Here is a 14,494-nt window from a genome sequence, read left to right as displayed (position 1 = left end):
AGTAACTTTTAAAGAGGTGCATCATGGATCGATATCCACGTAATGGTTCAATCGTGCAGCAGGCGTCGACCGGGCTGCAAACCTATATGGCGCAGGTGTATGGCTGGATGACCTGCGGCTTACTGCTGACGGCGTTTGTGTCGTGGTTTGCCGCGCGCACGCCTGCCGTCATGGAGCTGGTGTTTGCCAATCGCATCACCTTCTTCGGCCTGATTATCGCGCAGCTGGCGCTGGTATTCGTGCTTTCCGGCATGGTGCAGCGCATGAGCGGCGCCGTGGCGACCGGGCTGTTTATGCTCTATTCCGCGCTGACCGGGCTGACAATGGCGAGTATTTTCCTTGTTTATACCTACTCGTCGATCGCCAGTACCTTCTTCGTTACCGCGGGCATGTTTGGTGCCATGAGCTTTTACGGCTACACCACCAAACGCGACCTGAGCCGCTTCGGCAGCCTGCTGTTTATGGCGCTGATCGGCATTCTGCTGGCGTCGCTGGTGAACTTCTGGCTGAAAAGCCCGGCGCTGATGTGGGCGATTACCTATATCGGCGTGGTGGTGTTTGTGGGCCTGACGGCTTACGACACGCAGAAGCTGAAAGCCATCGGTGAGGGCATTGATGTTAACGATAAAGAGAATCTGCGCCGCTTCTCCATCATGGGCGCGCTGACGCTGTATCTCGATTTCATCAACCTGTTCCTGATGCTGCTGCGGATTTTCGGTAACCGTCGTTAACAGTCACCAGCCATTAAGGCTGTGAAAATAATCGCGCCGCTACGGCCAGGTGAACGGTTTGTACTTATCAGCCCGTTTCACCTTCTCCGTAGCGGCGCAATGTATTACGCGTTCTTCATCTTCCACCTGGCACGCCTTATCGTGCCGCCATCTTGCGCTCATTCTTCTGCCGTAAATGCTTCGCGCGGCTCTCCAGCCACAGATACAGCACCAGTGCCAGCAGCAGCGGCAGAATAAAATAGAGCACGCGATAAGCCAGCAGCGCGGCGATAATCTCACCGTGCGAGGCATGCTGGCCGCTGAGCAGCGCGAGGAACACTGCTTCAAGCACGCCAATGCCCGCCGGAATATGAATAATCACCCCGGCAATACTGCTGATTAACAGCACCCCCAGCACGATTGGATAATCCACTTCACGCGCCAGCAGCAGCCAGATAATGGTGCCCATCACCATCCAGTTGGCGCAGGAAACGGCAAACTGAAACAGCGCCATGCGCAGTGAGGGCAGCTGCAGATGCTGGCCCTTCACCGTCCAGCGGCGCTTCTTCGCGAAAGCACAGGCCCACAGATAAACCGCCACCATCGCCAGCAGTACCGCACCAATTACCCGTAGCGTGCCTTCGCCGATGAACCAGCCGGGCGGAATCGGCACCATGCCGGAGACAAACACTACGCCGCCAAGCAAAATGTAGCCGAGCCAGTTAGTGGCAATACTCAGTGAAAAGATGCGCGTGATAGTGCCGCCGGGCAGGCCGAGGCGCGAATAGAGGCGATAGCGCATCGCCACACCGCCCACCCAGGTGCTCAGCGTCAGGTTAAAGGCGTAACAGATGAATGACACCAGCATCACCTGACGTTTGGCCAGCTTATGCCCGCAGTAGGCGCGACCAATCAAATCGTACAGACCATAGGTGAGGTAGCTCACCACCACTAACGCGGCGGCGCTCAGTACCACGTAGCGGTTATAGCCGACGATGACCTTATACACGTCCTCCCAGTTCACCTTGCGTGCGTAAACCACCAGCAGCACGATCACCGCAATGAAGAACAGCCAGGTAAGGATTTTTTTCGCTAACTGCCAGCGCGGGTTCTTTTTGCTCATCAGGGTTTCGCTCCTTCGTTATCGGCTTCAACCCGGTCCTGGGTTTCCATTTCCGGCTGCACCGGCGGATCGACCTGAGACAAATGGGGCGTATGGGCAGGCAGCCAGCCGGCGATGGCCGGGAAATGGCGCAGGAAATGGAACACGATGACGCTCTTGGTCAGCTGCCACCAGGTGCGCGGCGGCAGCTTGTCTTCATCGACGCGCACGCAGTCCGCAGCCAGCAGCTGCTCAAGGTTATCGCGCAGCGTCTGGTTGAAGGCGTGGTCGTGAATGATCAGGTTGGCTTCGAGATTCAGCGACAGGCTGAGCGGGTCGAGGTTGCTGGAACCCACCGTTGACCACTGCTGATCCTGCACCGCCACTTTGCCATGTAACGGGCGACGGCAGTACTCGTACACTTCAACGCCAGCATCCACCAGATAGTTGTACAGCAGCTCGGCGCCGACTTTGACAATCGGCATGTCCGGTTCACCCTGCACAATCAGCCGCACGCGCACACCGCGCTGAGCCGCACTGCGCATTTCCCGCAGCAGGCGATAGCCGGGGAAGAAGTAGGCGTTGGCGATAATCACATCCTGCTTCGCCTTGCGCAGCATATCGAGATAGTGCTGTTCGATGTCGTCGCGGTGCTCATCGTTATCGCGGTAGACAAACAGCACCTGCGCATCCCCGGGCAGGGCGTTCACCGCCAGGCGCTGGGAGCGCGCGCCCCACCAGCGGCGCGTCACCTGTTCGCTGCCGATCGCCTGCTGTACATAGCGTGCGATGTCCCGCACCACCGGCCCTTTCACCTCCACGGCGTAATCCTGCTTGGCTTCCGGCCCGTAATCGGTGTTGTGCTCGGCGGAGAAATTGATACCGCCAACAAACGCAATCTCCTCATCAATCACCACAATTTTGCGATGCAGACGGCGGAACACGTTGGTGCGCATGCCCATCACCAGCGGGCGCGGATCGTAATAGATAAAGCGCACGCCTGCTTCGGTCAGGCTGTTGATGTACTGGGTGGAAAGATCCGGCGAGCCGTAGCCATCCACCATCACTTCCACCTTAACACCGCGCTGCGCGGCGGCCAGCAGATCGCGGTGCAGCGCCTTACCGACCTCATCTTCAAACAGGATAAACGTCTCCAGCAGCAGCGTACGCTGGGCGCGCTGGATCGCGCCGGAGACGCGCGGAAAGAATTGATCGCCATTTTCCAGCAGTCGCAGCTGGTTACCTTCGCGCCAGCTGAAATTCATAGAAAGATCTCCACGGCCAGCGGGGCATGATCGGACAGATGTGACCAGGGTTTCACCGGCAACGCCCACGGCTGGCTCACCGACGCATTACGGATATAAATGCGATCAAGACGCAGCAGCGGAAAGCGCGCCGGGAAGGTGCGTGCCGGGCGACCGTTTTTCATGCTAAACACCTCCTGCAGACCGGCTCCGCGCTGTAAAAATCGATTAGCGCGTACCTGCCAGTCATTAAAATCGCCGGCTACCACCAGGGGCGCATCCGGTGGCAGCGACTCAATCAGTTCACACATCATGCGCATCTGCGCCAGACGATGCTTCTCTTTCAGGCCGAGGTGCACGCACAACGTATGAATCGGTTCCGGCCGATCCGGCAGGCTGATCTGGCAGTGCAACATGCCGCGTTTCTCACTGCCAGCGACAGAAATATCGCGGTTTTGGTATTCGGTGATCGGAAAGCGTGACAGTATCGCGTTGCCGTGATGGCCCTCGGGATAGACCGCGTTGCGGCCGTAAGCGAAATCGTGCCACATGGTGTCGGCAAGGTATTCGTAGTGCGAATTTTCCGGCCAGTTTTTAATGTGTGCGGAGTGGATGGCGTGCGTGCCCATCACTTCCTGTAAAAAGACGATATCCGCCGAGGTCGCGCGCACTGCGTCGCGCAGTTCCGGCAGGATAAAGCGACGGTTAAAGCTGGTGAACCCCTTATGGGTATTGATCGTCAGGACTTTAAATGAAGATCCTTGCGTATTTTGTGGCATACTGCGACGCGCTCCTTTTCATCATCAACAGAACAAAGTGTAGTCTTTGTCACAAATGGGTGGTGCTGGAGACAGAAAATTAGGGTGTTATCCGAAATTTGCTTTACATTGAGGAAATCCGTCTGGCTGCGGTCAGATACACTTGGGCGACCTGTTGGGTCTGCCAGGAGAAGAGAATGAAATGGTCTAATCGTGTTCAGATTGTTACCGGTCAAACCTGCCTGCATATTGCGACCCACCTGCTGGTGATCGCGGCGCTGGTGTGGGGCTGGAAACATAAGGCACTGGTCGAAGTGAGCAGTACCCTGGTGGCAGCTTATGCGCTGGTGTTCATCACCATGCTGGCCCTGCAGCGTAGTGCCCGTTTGCGCCGCTTTGGTGACTCTCTGGAAGAAGTGACGACGACATACTACTTCGGCGCGGCGATGCTGACGCTGTTCCTGATTTCACGCTTCATCCACAACAATCTGCTGATTGGTTGTCTGGGCGTGGTAATGCTGGTGGGCCCGGCGCTGGTGTCGCTGCTGGCCAAAGAGCCACCGCAGCGCGTGCAGAAAAAACGCAGCTAAGCGGACGTGCCAGCAAGAAAAGAGGAGCCCACTGCGGCTCCTTTTTTATGCGCTACCGCGCAGCGGCCCATCGCCCTCACGTTTTGCTGGTCGCGGTTCTTGCGGAAAGCTGCTACACTGCCGCTCTTACGCATGGTAGTTTGTGCCCTTTTCACACGCAGGCCTCGAGGCTGCGTCATATCCCCCCTGAAAACTACATCGCGCAGCGCGATCAGGGCGGTTCGGAGTAATACACCTGCATGTCTTTTGACTCTCTCGGCTTGAATGCCGATATTTTGCGTGCGGTAGCAGAACAGGGCTACCGTGAACCGACGCCAATCCAGCGTCAGGCGATTCCCGTGGTGCTGGCCGGTCGTGACCTGCTGGCGAGCGCCCAGACCGGCACGGGTAAAACCGCCGGTTTCACGCTGCCTCTGCTGCAGCGTCTGTCAGAAAAACCGGCAGCGGCGCGCGGTCGCCGTCCGGTACGTGCGCTGATCCTCACTCCAACCCGTGAACTGGCGGCGCAGGTTGGCGAAAACGTACGTGAATACAGCCAGTACCTCAACATGCGTTCGCTGGTGGTGTTCGGCGGCGTCAGCATTAATCCGCAGATGATGAAACTGCGCGGCGGCGTTGATGTACTGATCGCCACGCCGGGGCGTCTGCTCGATCTGGCGCACCAGAACGCGGTCGATCTGTCGCAGGTGGAAATCCTGGTGCTGGACGAAGCGGATCGTATGCTCGACATGGGCTTTATCCACGACATTCGCCGCGTGCTGGCAAAACTGCCGGCCAAACGGCAGAACCTGCTGTTCTCTGCCACCTTCTCGGACGAGATCAAAGCGCTGGCGGAAAAACTGCTCACCAACCCGGAACAGGTGGAAGTGGCACGCCGCAACACCGCTTCCGAGCAGGTGTCGCAGCAGGTGCATTTTGTCGATAAGAAGCGCAAACGGGAACTGCTGTCGCTGATGATTGGTCGCGACAACTGGCAGCAGGTGCTGGTGTTCACCCGCACCAAGCACGGTGCTAACCACCTCGCTGAGCAGCTCAACAAAGATGGCATCACTGCCGCCGCGATCCATGGCAATAAGAGCCAGGGCGCGCGTACCCGTGCGCTGGCCGACTTCAAAACCGGCGGCATTCGCGTGCTGGTGGCAACGGATATTGCCGCGCGCGGTCTGGATATCGAAGAGCTGCCGCACGTGGTCAACTACGAGCTGCCGAACGTGGCGGAAGATTACGTGCACCGCATCGGCCGTACCGGTCGTGCCGCGGCCACCGGTGCTGCGCTGTCGCTGGTGTGCGTGGACGAGCACAAGCTGCTGCGTGATATCGAGCGCCTGCTGAAGCGGGAAATTCCGCGCATTGCGCTGCCGGGCTTTGAGCCGGATCCGAGCATCAAGGCGGAGCCGATTCAGAATGGCCGTCAGCAGCAGCCACGCGGACGTGGCCAGGGCCGCGCGCCGGGGCAGGGTGCTGACGCACCGCGCAGCCGCAGCGGCGGCAATGGTCAGCGTGCCAGCGCCGGTAACGGCGGCGCGCGTCCACAGGGCGAGGCGCGTGCACCGCGTCGTCCGGGCAACAACGGCCCGGCGGCAGGCAACGCGGGTAAACCGGCGCGCTCACGTCGTCCGGCAGCGAAGAGCAACGGGAACGCGTAACGGTATGCGGGTTTTACTGGCGCCTATGGAAGGCGTACTGGATTCGCTGGTACGTGAACTGCTCTCCGGTGTGAATGACTATGACCTGTGCGTCACTGAGTTTTTACGCGTGGTCGATCAGCTGCTGCCGGTAAAATCCTTCTACCGTTTGTGTCCGGAACTGCACCATCACAGCCGGACGCCCTCCGGCACGCGCGTGCGCATGCAGCTGCTGGGCCAGTATCCTGAGTGGCTGGCAGAAAACGCTGCACGCGCGGTGGAGCTGGGTTCGTGGGGCGTTGACCTCAACTGCGGCTGCCCGTCGAAGCTGGTGAACGGCAGCGGCGGCGGTGCGACGCTGCTGAAAGATCCGGAGCTGATCTATCGCGGTGCCAAAGCGATGCGCGAGGCGGTGCCCGCTCATCTGCCGGTCACGGTGAAAGTGCGGCTCGGCTGGGATTCGGGCGCGCGGCGTTTCGAGATCGCCGATGCGGTGCAGCAGGCCGGTGCCAGCGAGCTGGTGGTGCATGGCCGGACCAAAGAGGACGGCTATCGCGCAGAGAGCATCAACTGGCAGGCGATTGGTGAGATTCGCCAGCGTCTGACAATTCCGGTGATCGCCAACGGCGAAATCTGGGACTGGCAGGATGCGCAGGATTGCCTGCGCATTACCGGCTGCGACGCGGTCATGCTCGGGCGCGGCGCGCTCAATGTGCCTAACCTGGGGCGCGTGGTGAAATACAACGAAGCCCCGATGCCGTGGTCGCAGGTGGTTGAGCTGCTGCTGCGCTACACCCAGCTGGAAAAGCAGGGTGATACCGGCAATTATCACGTGGCGCGCATCAAGCAGTGGCTGGGCTATCTGCGCAAAGCCTACCATGAGGCCGACGGCCTGTTCAGCGAGATCCGCACGCTGCGTGTCTCCGCCGAGATCGCCAGCGCCATCGAACGCCATGCCGCACGCATGGCCCAGGTGTCCTGCATCTGAACCTGAGCGGTGGTACCTGAACCGTCAGGTCCGCCGCGTTAACGGGCAAGCCAGCGATCATCCGGTGAAAGCGTGCGCTGCCGCCATGTTTTATAACAAAAAAAGCCGCGATCCTTAGTCTGCTAACCGGTATAGTGAATCTTCGCTTTCACCACGTTTCTGACGCCATCTTCCATGTCTGACGCCGCTGTACTGAGTAATGCTCAGTTAAATAAACGCATCCTCTCCGTCATCGTTTTCACCTTCTTTTGCTACCTGTCCGTCGGGTTGCCGCTGGCGGTGCTGCCGGGGTTTGTGCATAACCAGCTGGGCTTCAGCTCGTTTATCGCCGGGCTGATCATCAGTCTGCAATATTTCGCCACGCTGCTCAGTCGCCCGCACTCTGGCCGGCTGGCCGATCGCTACGGCCCGAAACGCGTGGTGATGATGGGGCTGGTGTGCTGCGGCATGAGCGGCGTGCTGTCGATCATTGCCGCGCTGTGCAGCGGTGCGCCGCTGCTGAGCCTGACGTTGCTGGCGCTGGGGCGGCTGTTCCTCGGCGTCGGGGAAAGTTTCAGCAGTACCGGCTCGACGCTGTGGGGCATGAATATTGTCGGCCCGCGGCAAACCGCGCGAGTCATTTCGTGGAACGGCGTCGCGACTTACTTTGCCATGGCGATTGGTGCGCCGCTGGGCGTGCTGCTGAATCAGATTTTTGGCATCAGCGGCTTTGCCGGTCTGGTCGCGCTAATGGGGGCGATCGGCTTCTGGATGGCCTCCGGCAAGCCGGCGGTCAGCGTCAGCGCCGGCGTGCGCATTCCGTTTCATCGCGTGGTCAGCCGTGTCTGGCTGTTTGGCCTGGCGCTGGGATTTGGCACCATCGGCTTTGGCGTGATCTCCACCTTCATTACCCTTTATTTCGCCAGTCGCGACTGGAGCGGCGCGGCGTTCGCGCTGACGCTGTTCAGCCTCGGTTTCGTGCTGGTACGGCTGGCGTGCGGGCGCTATATCACGCGCTTCGGCGGGCTGCAGGTCTCGCTGATCTCCTTCGTGCTGGAAGCCGCCGGTCTGCTGCTGATCTGGCAGGCGGACAGCAGCTGGCTGGTGGATATCGGCGCATTTCTCACCGGCGGCGGCTTCTCGCTGGTGTTCCCGACACTGGGTGTGGAAGCGGTGAAGCGGGTGCAGCAGCAGGATCAGGGATCGGCGCTCGGTACCTATTCGGCGTTTCTCGATTTGGGGCTGGGACTGACCGGACCGGTGGCCGGGCTGCTGATCGGCCACTGGGGCATGCAGTCGGTGTATCTGGCGGCGGCACTGATGGTGCTGGGCGCGTTCCTGATTACGCTGCGCCTGCACCAGCAGTCTTCAGAGCCTATCAGGCCAGATGAATAAACAGCGCATACAGCAGCCCTGACTGCAGCACTGATACCGGCAGCGTCAGCACCCACGCCAGCGCCAGATTGCGCAGGGTGGCGAGCTGCAGGCCAGATCGGTTAGCCGCCATGGTACCGGCCACGCCGGACGACAGCACATGGGTGGTCGACACCGGTAAACCAAAGGCATCGGCCGCGCCAATGGTGGCCATCGCCACCAGCTCCGCACTGGCACCTTGTGCATAGGTGAGATGGGTTTTGCCGATGCGCTCACCCACCGTAACCACAATCCGGCGCCAGCCGACCATGGTGCCGAGACCCAGCGCAATCGCCACCACCACTTTGACCCACATCGGGATAAAGCGCGTAGCCGCGTCCAGCTCGTGCTTCACCGCCGTCAGGTTGCGCGCCGTCTCCTCCGGCAGCGCGACGTTGGCCGATTGCAGATGCTTGATGGTTTCCGAAGCGAGATACATATCGTTGCGCGTGTTGGTGACCGCCTGCGCCGGGATATTTTCTACCGAACCGTACTGGCGAATCTGTTCGCCGATATCGCCGAGCATCATGCCAAGCGCCGGCAGCACCTGCGGCCGGTTCTGGCTGGTGCGCACATATTCCGTCAGCACCTCACGCGCTGCCGGCATCGCGGCGGGCGGCGGCTGCAGCGTCAGCAGCTGCTGTTCGGTCACCTGAGTTAACGCCGCCACGCGCGGAATTTGCTCCGGCGGCAGCGAGCGGTTGAGCGCATAGGCGATCGGCATGGTGCCAACCAGGATCAGCATAATCAGCCCCATGCCTTTCTGACCGTCGTTCGAGCCGTGGGCAAACGAGACGCCGGTACAGGTGAGGATCAGCAGGCCACGAATCCACGCTGGCGGCGGCTGATTACCTTCCGGCGCCTGATACAGCTGGCGATTGCGTACCAATGCCTTCATGGCCAGCAGCAGCACGGCGGCGCAGATGAAGCCAATCACCGGCGACAGCAGCAGGGCGTAACCGACTTTAACCGCCTGATCCCAGTCGACGCCGCTGGTGCCACTGCGGCCGTGCAGCAGCGCATTCGCCACGCCTACGCCGATAATCGAGCCGATCAGCGTGTGCGAAGAGGAAGAGGGCAGGCCGAAATACCAGGTGCCGAGGTTCCAGACAATGGCCGAGCACAGCAGCGCATACACCATGGCGAAACCGTGACCGCTGCCCGCCTGCAGAATCAGCTCCACCGGCAGCAGCGAAATAATGCCAAACGCCACCACGCCGCTGGAGAGCAGTACGCCAAGGAAATTACACAAGCCGGACCAGACCACCGCCACGCCCGGCGACAGCGAGTGAGTGTAGATCACCGTGGCGACGGCGTTGGCGGTATCGTGGAAGCCGTTAACAAACTCGAAGCCGAGCGCAATCAGCAGCGCCACGCCGAGCAGCAGAAACGGCGTATAGCTGGTGACGACCGCGCCGGTCTCTTCCACGTCGTTGAACAGATTGATACCGGTGAACACCAGCCCGGCCACCAGCAGCAGCAGAAAGAGCACGCGCGAGGCGCGACCGCTGCGCGGGTGCAGATTAGGGCGTCCGCTGGCGGACGATGATGCAGGTAAACTGTTTTCAGCCATAACACACCCCCCGGGGTGAATTAACGATGCACGAATGGCACCCGTTAACTGCAGTGTGATACGGGTTTTGTATGACAGAATGATGATGCCAGCGCGGGCTGTCATCATGCTGTAACAGACCTGTCGCAGGCTGTGGATCTGACCGCTCTGGGATCTTCACGCCGCTATGCTCCAGCCTGTCCTGCCGCTTGCCTCGCTGCCCGACTTCAACAACGAAGTCGCCGGACTGATTCACGGTTACCTGTTCAACCCGGATGCGCCGCCACAGCGGCTCAACGCCCGCGAGGCCGCGCAGCTGGCGCGGCACACCCTACCCGACGGCTGCTTTCTCTGGCTGCACATTAACCTGAATCATGCCCGCGCCGAGCGCTGGGTTCAGGACCATTTCAGCGTAGATGACGATTTTTTCGATGAGATTCATTCGGCCTCACCGCGCACCCGGCTGGCGCAGCAAAACGATGCGCTGCTGGCGGTGCTGAATGACGTCACCTTCAGTAAAGAGGAGCGCAACACGCAAAATGCGACGCTGTGGATCTGGTGCCGGCCGCAGGTGATGGTCAGCGCGCGCTATCGCCCGGTTGGCATGATTGAACGTATGCATCAGCAGATTGATCGGCTGTGCTTCAGCGCGCCTGATGCGATGCTGCTGTGGCTGCTCGGCGAACAGGAAGTGCAGCTGGAGCAGGTGGTGCGGCGCTCCAGCCAGGCGGTGGATGCGATAGAAGAGCGGCTGCTGAGCGCGGCGATCAAAGCCAACCGCAGCGAGCTGGGCCATCTGCGCCGCATGCTGCTGCGCGTCCAGCGGCTGCTGGCGCCGGAGCCGGCCGCGCTGTTTCGCCTGCTTAACCGGCCGCCAAACTGGCTCAACCGGGAACCGCTCAGTGAGCTGCGGATTTTCACCGAGGAGTTCAGCGTAGCGCTTAACGACCTTGCCAGCCTGATGGAGCGCATTCGCCTGCTGCAGGAGGAGATCGCTGCCCGCCTGATGGAGCAGAGCAACCGAACGCTGTTTTTGCTCACCTCAATCACCGTGCTGGCGCTGCCCATCAATATCGTGGCCGGTTTTTTTGGCATGAACGTGGGCGGCATTCCGCTGGCGAACAATCCGCACGGCTTTCTGCTGTTAGTGCTGGTGGTGCTGGTGTTTACTCTGGTGGCGGGCTGGCTGGCGTTACGTCGACCACACGATTGAGCGCGCAACTGCACCGCGACACTATCGCACAATGATCCCGGCGATCGGGCAATAAAAAAGCCAGCCCTGCGGCTGGCTTGATCATCGACAGCAAACCCTTACAGGCTGTTGCCGTTGCTGGCAGGCTGTGCCGGCGCGGCCTGCTCAACCGGAGCGGCTTCAGCGGGCTGCTGCGCATCGGCCTGTGGCGCGACGGCGGTGGCACCCTGCGGCGTCATCGGCTCTTCTTTCGGCATCGCGTCAGAAGACTCTTGTACCATCACCGGCGCAGGCTGGGCTTCGCCCGGCTGACCGTTGATTTTGGTCGGCATACCGGTACGTGCCTGGATGGCGTTGTTCACGGCATCCTGATTGGTGCTGGCATCGGCCACCACTTTGGTCACGGCAGAAGTCAGGCTGATTGGCACCAGTTCACGTGAGTTGAACTGCTCTTCGGTGGTCGACAGCGGGTTGTGAACCTCGATGTAGCGCGAACCGTCTGGCTCAACGGTGGCTTTAACCGGCTGGTCAATGAACTGCACGCGCGTACCGACCGGCACGTTGTCGAACAGCCATTTGATGTCGTCCGCACGCAGACGCACGCAGCCGTGGCTCACGCGCAGGCCGATACCAAAGTTGGCGTTGGTGCCGTGAATCGCATACAGACGGCCAATGTACAGCGCGTACAGGCCCATCGGGTTATCCGGACCTGCCGGGAACACGGCCGGGATGCTCTCGCCGCGCGCCGCGTACTCTGCGTGCATCGCTTTGGTTGGCGTCCAGGTTGGACCATTCTTCTTGCGCTCAACCGCGGTGGTCCAGTTAACCGGCGTATCTTTACCCAGCTCGCCGATACCGATCGGCAGCACCACGACAGTTTTGGTGCCTTTCGGGTAGTAATACAGACGCATCTCGGCGCTGTTGATCACGATGCCTTCACGCGGTGCGTCAGGCAGAATCAGCTGCTGCGGGATCACCATTTTAGTGCCTGCTTTTGGCAGGTAAACGTCCACGCCCGGATTGGCTTCCAGCATGTTGCTGAGGCCCATCTGGTACTGCGCCGCAAACGCTTCCAGCGGCAGTTTGCTGTCGTCTGGCACGGTGATTTCAATATTTTCGCCAATCAGGCGACTATTCGCTGGAGGCAGCGGATAGACGACTGCAAAGGCCGACTGGCTGAACGCCGCCAGTACGAGGGCGAGTGAAGCGAACGCGCGAATGCTTTTTTTCATGTTTTTACAAGTCGTTATGGCCATTTTCATGGCTTGTCAGTGTGTCGAACCCATCAGGGTCAGAATAACCCGCTGCGCATTATATGTGCATAGGCGCAATGATGGGAATCAGGATTTTCGCTGGTTGAAGATACTTTACGCAAAACACCGCGTTTCACAGACTATTCTCTTTGCCACGCCGCCCAAAATGTGAATTTTCTTACGGTTGCCACAGCGTCACTTCGCCGCTCAGTTTACGGTTAAGGAAAAACGCGGCACTGATCAACGCCAGATGGGTCAGCGCCTGCGGCATGTTGCCCAGCGCGTTGCCGTGCGCGGTAAACTCCTCGGCGTACAATCCCAGCGGATTGGCGTAGCTCAGCAGCTTTTCAAACTCGAAATGTGCCTCATGCACCCGCCCGGCGCGCGCCAGACACTCCACATACCAGAACGAACAGGCGGCAAATGCGCCCTCGCCGCCGGTCAGCGCATCGGCGGGCGTCTCACTGATGTTATAACGCCGCACTAAACCATCGCTCACCAGATGGGTTTTAATCGCATCCAGCGTGGCGATCCACTCCGGATCGGTCGAGCTGACAAAGCGCACCAGCGGCATCAGCAGCATCGACGCATCCAGGTATTTACCGCCGCGCGTGGCGGTGAAGTGGCCGAGTTCGTCGTTCCAGAAGTTCTGCCAGATGTCGTCGCGGATTTCGCTGCGCACCCGATCCCAGCGATCGTACGGCATTGGCAGCGAACGCTTCATACCCAGCCGCAGCGCGCGGTCCAGCGCCACCCAGCACATCAGGCGCGAATGCAGAAAGTGCTCCGGCTCGCCGCGCATCTCCCAGATACCGGCGTCCGGCTGGTTCCAGTTAACGCAGACGTAGTCAATCATGCTGGACACATGGCGCCAGCCGCGCTGCGAGATGGCTTCGCCATATTTATTGGCAAGGTAGACCGCATCCATCAGCTCGCCATAAATATCCAGCTGCGTCTGGCGCCAGGCATCATTGCCGATGCGCACCGGGCGCGAGTTGGCGTAACCGGAGAGGTTGAGCAGTTCGGTTTCGTGCAGCTCGGTGCCGCTGTCGAGACGGTACATCACCTGCAAATGCGGCGTATCGTCGTGGCTGTGTTCAACGCAGCGGCCGACCCAATGGGTGAAGTCACGCGCTTCTTCCACATAGCCGAGCCGCATCAGCGCGTACATGCTGAACGAGGCATCGCGGATCCACGAGGCGCGGTAATCCCAGTTACGCTCGCCGCCCAGCTCTTCCGGCAGGCCAAAGGTGGCGGCAGCCGCAATCGAACCGTGCTGGTGCGAGGTGAGCAGCTTGAGCGCCAGCGCCGAGCGCGTCACCATCTCGCGCCAGCGGCCGCGATAGGAGCTGTGACTGCTCCAGCGCCGCCAGTAATCCACGGTATCGCGAAAGCAGCGCCCGGTCGCGATATGCTGCACCTGCGGATCGTCATCGTTGCCAAACACAAATTCGGCGTGCTCACCGGCCTGCAGGGTAAACTGCGCCACCGCGCTGTCCGGTTCGCGCGTCATCACCACCGTGGCGCTCAGGCGCAGCGACGGCTGGCCTTCGGCGACAAAGGCGATACCGCCAGGGCGCGTCTCCGTGCGCGTTTCCGCACGGGCATAGTCGTGACGCGGCGCGCAGCGCAGATCAAAGGTGGCGGTGCCGCGGATCATTTTTACCCGCCGCACCAGGCGCGGCACTTTGCTGCGCTCGTCGCAGATCGGCATGTAATCAGTGATTTCCGCCACGCCGGCCTCATCAAGCCAGCGGGTTTGCAGAATGTTGGTATCGGGCAGGTAGAGCTGCTGCTGGCGCGCGTTTTGCCACTGCGGTGCCAGCGAAAACAGGCCGGCTTCGTCGCTGTCGAGCAGGGCGGCAAACACGGAGGGGCTATCGAGTTCGGGCCAGCAGAGATAATCAATGGTGCCGTCGTTCGCGATCAGGGCACAGGTGCGTAAATCACCGATGACGCCGTGGTCGTCAATTCTGCGTTTAATCTTGCTCATCCTGCCTCCTGAACGCTATCCGATTGTTAACTATAGACGAAACGGCAGAATCGGCTGCGACGTGGCACAGAACGATAACTTCTATACTGTGAAGA

12 protein-coding genes are annotated in these 14,494 nt (G+C 60.4%); 6 read left to right on the top strand and 6 right to left on the bottom strand.

Going from position 1 to position 14,494, the window contains the following annotated elements; translation table 11 throughout:
* Positions 1 to 23: 23 nt before the first annotated feature.
* Positions 24 to 731 carry a Bax inhibitor-1/YccA family protein gene (locus H7K56_RS04710; RefSeq protein ID WP_021508489.1) on the top strand — a complete coding sequence of 236 codons (708 nt, stop codon included), beginning with the start codon at positions 24 to 26 and terminating at the stop codon, positions 729 to 731.
* Between the two features lie 136 nt (positions 732 to 867).
* On the opposite strand, the gene H7K56_RS04705 is transcribed toward H7K56_RS04710, so the two are convergent.
* The 3 genes from H7K56_RS04705 to H7K56_RS04695 are packed head-to-tail and all read right to left on the bottom strand — an operon-like array spanning position 868 to position 3,835.
* Positions 868 to 1,833 (bottom strand): lysylphosphatidylglycerol synthase domain-containing protein, encoded by a 966-nt coding sequence (locus tag H7K56_RS04705; protein ID WP_058757844.1) that lies wholly within the window; start codon positions 1,831 to 1,833, stop codon positions 868 to 870.
* Entirely contained in the window at positions 1,833 to 3,077 is a 1,245-nt protein-coding gene (gene clsB, locus H7K56_RS04700; protein ID WP_150361780.1) for a cardiolipin synthase ClsB, read from the bottom strand. The genes H7K56_RS04705 and clsB overlap by 1 nt, the downstream gene beginning before the upstream one ends.
* A complete protein-coding gene (locus H7K56_RS04695) occupies positions 3,074 to 3,835 on the bottom strand; it encodes an endonuclease/exonuclease/phosphatase family protein (RefSeq protein WP_150361781.1) in 762 nt (253 codons plus the stop codon). The genes clsB and H7K56_RS04695 overlap by 4 nt, the downstream gene beginning before the upstream one ends.
* A 176-nt stretch (positions 3,836 to 4,011) precedes the next feature.
* On the opposite strand from H7K56_RS04695, the gene H7K56_RS04690 reads away from it, so the two are divergent.
* The 4 genes from H7K56_RS04690 to H7K56_RS04675 all read left to right on the top strand — a co-directional run bounded on the left by H7K56_RS04690 (position 4,012) and on the right by H7K56_RS04675 (position 8,391).
* Positions 4,012 to 4,404, top strand: a complete 393-nt coding sequence (locus H7K56_RS04690; RefSeq protein ID WP_021508485.1) for a YbhQ family protein — start codon at positions 4,012 to 4,014, stop codon at positions 4,402 to 4,404.
* A 239-nt stretch (positions 4,405 to 4,643) separates the two neighbouring features.
* Positions 4,644 to 6,050, top strand: a complete 1,407-nt coding sequence (gene rhlE / locus H7K56_RS04685) for an ATP-dependent RNA helicase RhlE (RefSeq protein ID WP_021508484.1) — start codon at positions 4,644 to 4,646, stop codon at positions 6,048 to 6,050.
* Positions 6,051 to 6,054: 4 nt separating this feature from the next.
* Complete coding sequence (gene dusC, locus H7K56_RS04680; RefSeq protein ID WP_150361793.1) at positions 6,055 to 7,017, top strand: tRNA dihydrouridine(16) synthase DusC; 963 nt, start codon at positions 6,055 to 6,057, stop codon at positions 7,015 to 7,017.
* Positions 7,018 to 7,191: 174 nt separating this feature from the next.
* Positions 7,192 to 8,391, top strand: a complete 1,200-nt coding sequence (locus H7K56_RS04675; protein ID WP_150361792.1) for an MFS transporter — start codon at positions 7,192 to 7,194, stop codon at positions 8,389 to 8,391.
* On the opposite strand, the gene H7K56_RS04670 is transcribed toward H7K56_RS04675, so the two are convergent.
* Complete coding sequence (locus tag H7K56_RS04670) at positions 8,375 to 9,982, bottom strand: inorganic phosphate transporter (protein ID WP_150361791.1); 1,608 nt, start codon at positions 9,980 to 9,982, stop codon at positions 8,375 to 8,377. The two genes, H7K56_RS04675 and H7K56_RS04670, sit on opposite strands and share 17 nt — an antisense overlap.
* 166 nt (positions 9,983 to 10,148) lie before the next feature.
* On the opposite strand from H7K56_RS04670, the gene H7K56_RS04665 reads away from it, so the two are divergent.
* Positions 10,149 to 11,174 (top strand): transporter, encoded by a 1,026-nt coding sequence (locus H7K56_RS04665; RefSeq protein WP_058775307.1) that lies wholly within the window; start codon positions 10,149 to 10,151, stop codon positions 11,172 to 11,174.
* Positions 11,175 to 11,272: 98 nt separating this feature from the next.
* Here H7K56_RS04665 and H7K56_RS04660 read toward each other — a convergent pair whose 3' ends face one another.
* Positions 11,273 to 12,385: a L,D-transpeptidase family protein gene (locus H7K56_RS04660; RefSeq protein WP_058775308.1), complete on the bottom strand. Its 1,113-nt coding sequence runs from the start codon at positions 12,383 to 12,385 to the stop codon at positions 11,273 to 11,275.
* Positions 12,386 to 12,584: 199 nt separating this feature from the next.
* Positions 12,585 to 14,399: a glycoside hydrolase family 15 protein gene (locus tag H7K56_RS04655; RefSeq protein ID WP_150361790.1), complete on the bottom strand. Its 1,815-nt coding sequence runs from the start codon at positions 14,397 to 14,399 to the stop codon at positions 12,585 to 12,587.
* Between the last annotated feature and the right edge of the window lie 95 nt (positions 14,400 to 14,494).

The organism is Pantoea dispersa (genome assembly GCF_014155765.1).
Lineage (GTDB): Bacteria > Pseudomonadota > Gammaproteobacteria > Enterobacterales > Enterobacteriaceae > Pantoea > Pantoea dispersa.
Note: the sequence above shows the minus strand (reverse complement) of the source record. Positions and strands in the feature narration are given on the sequence as shown.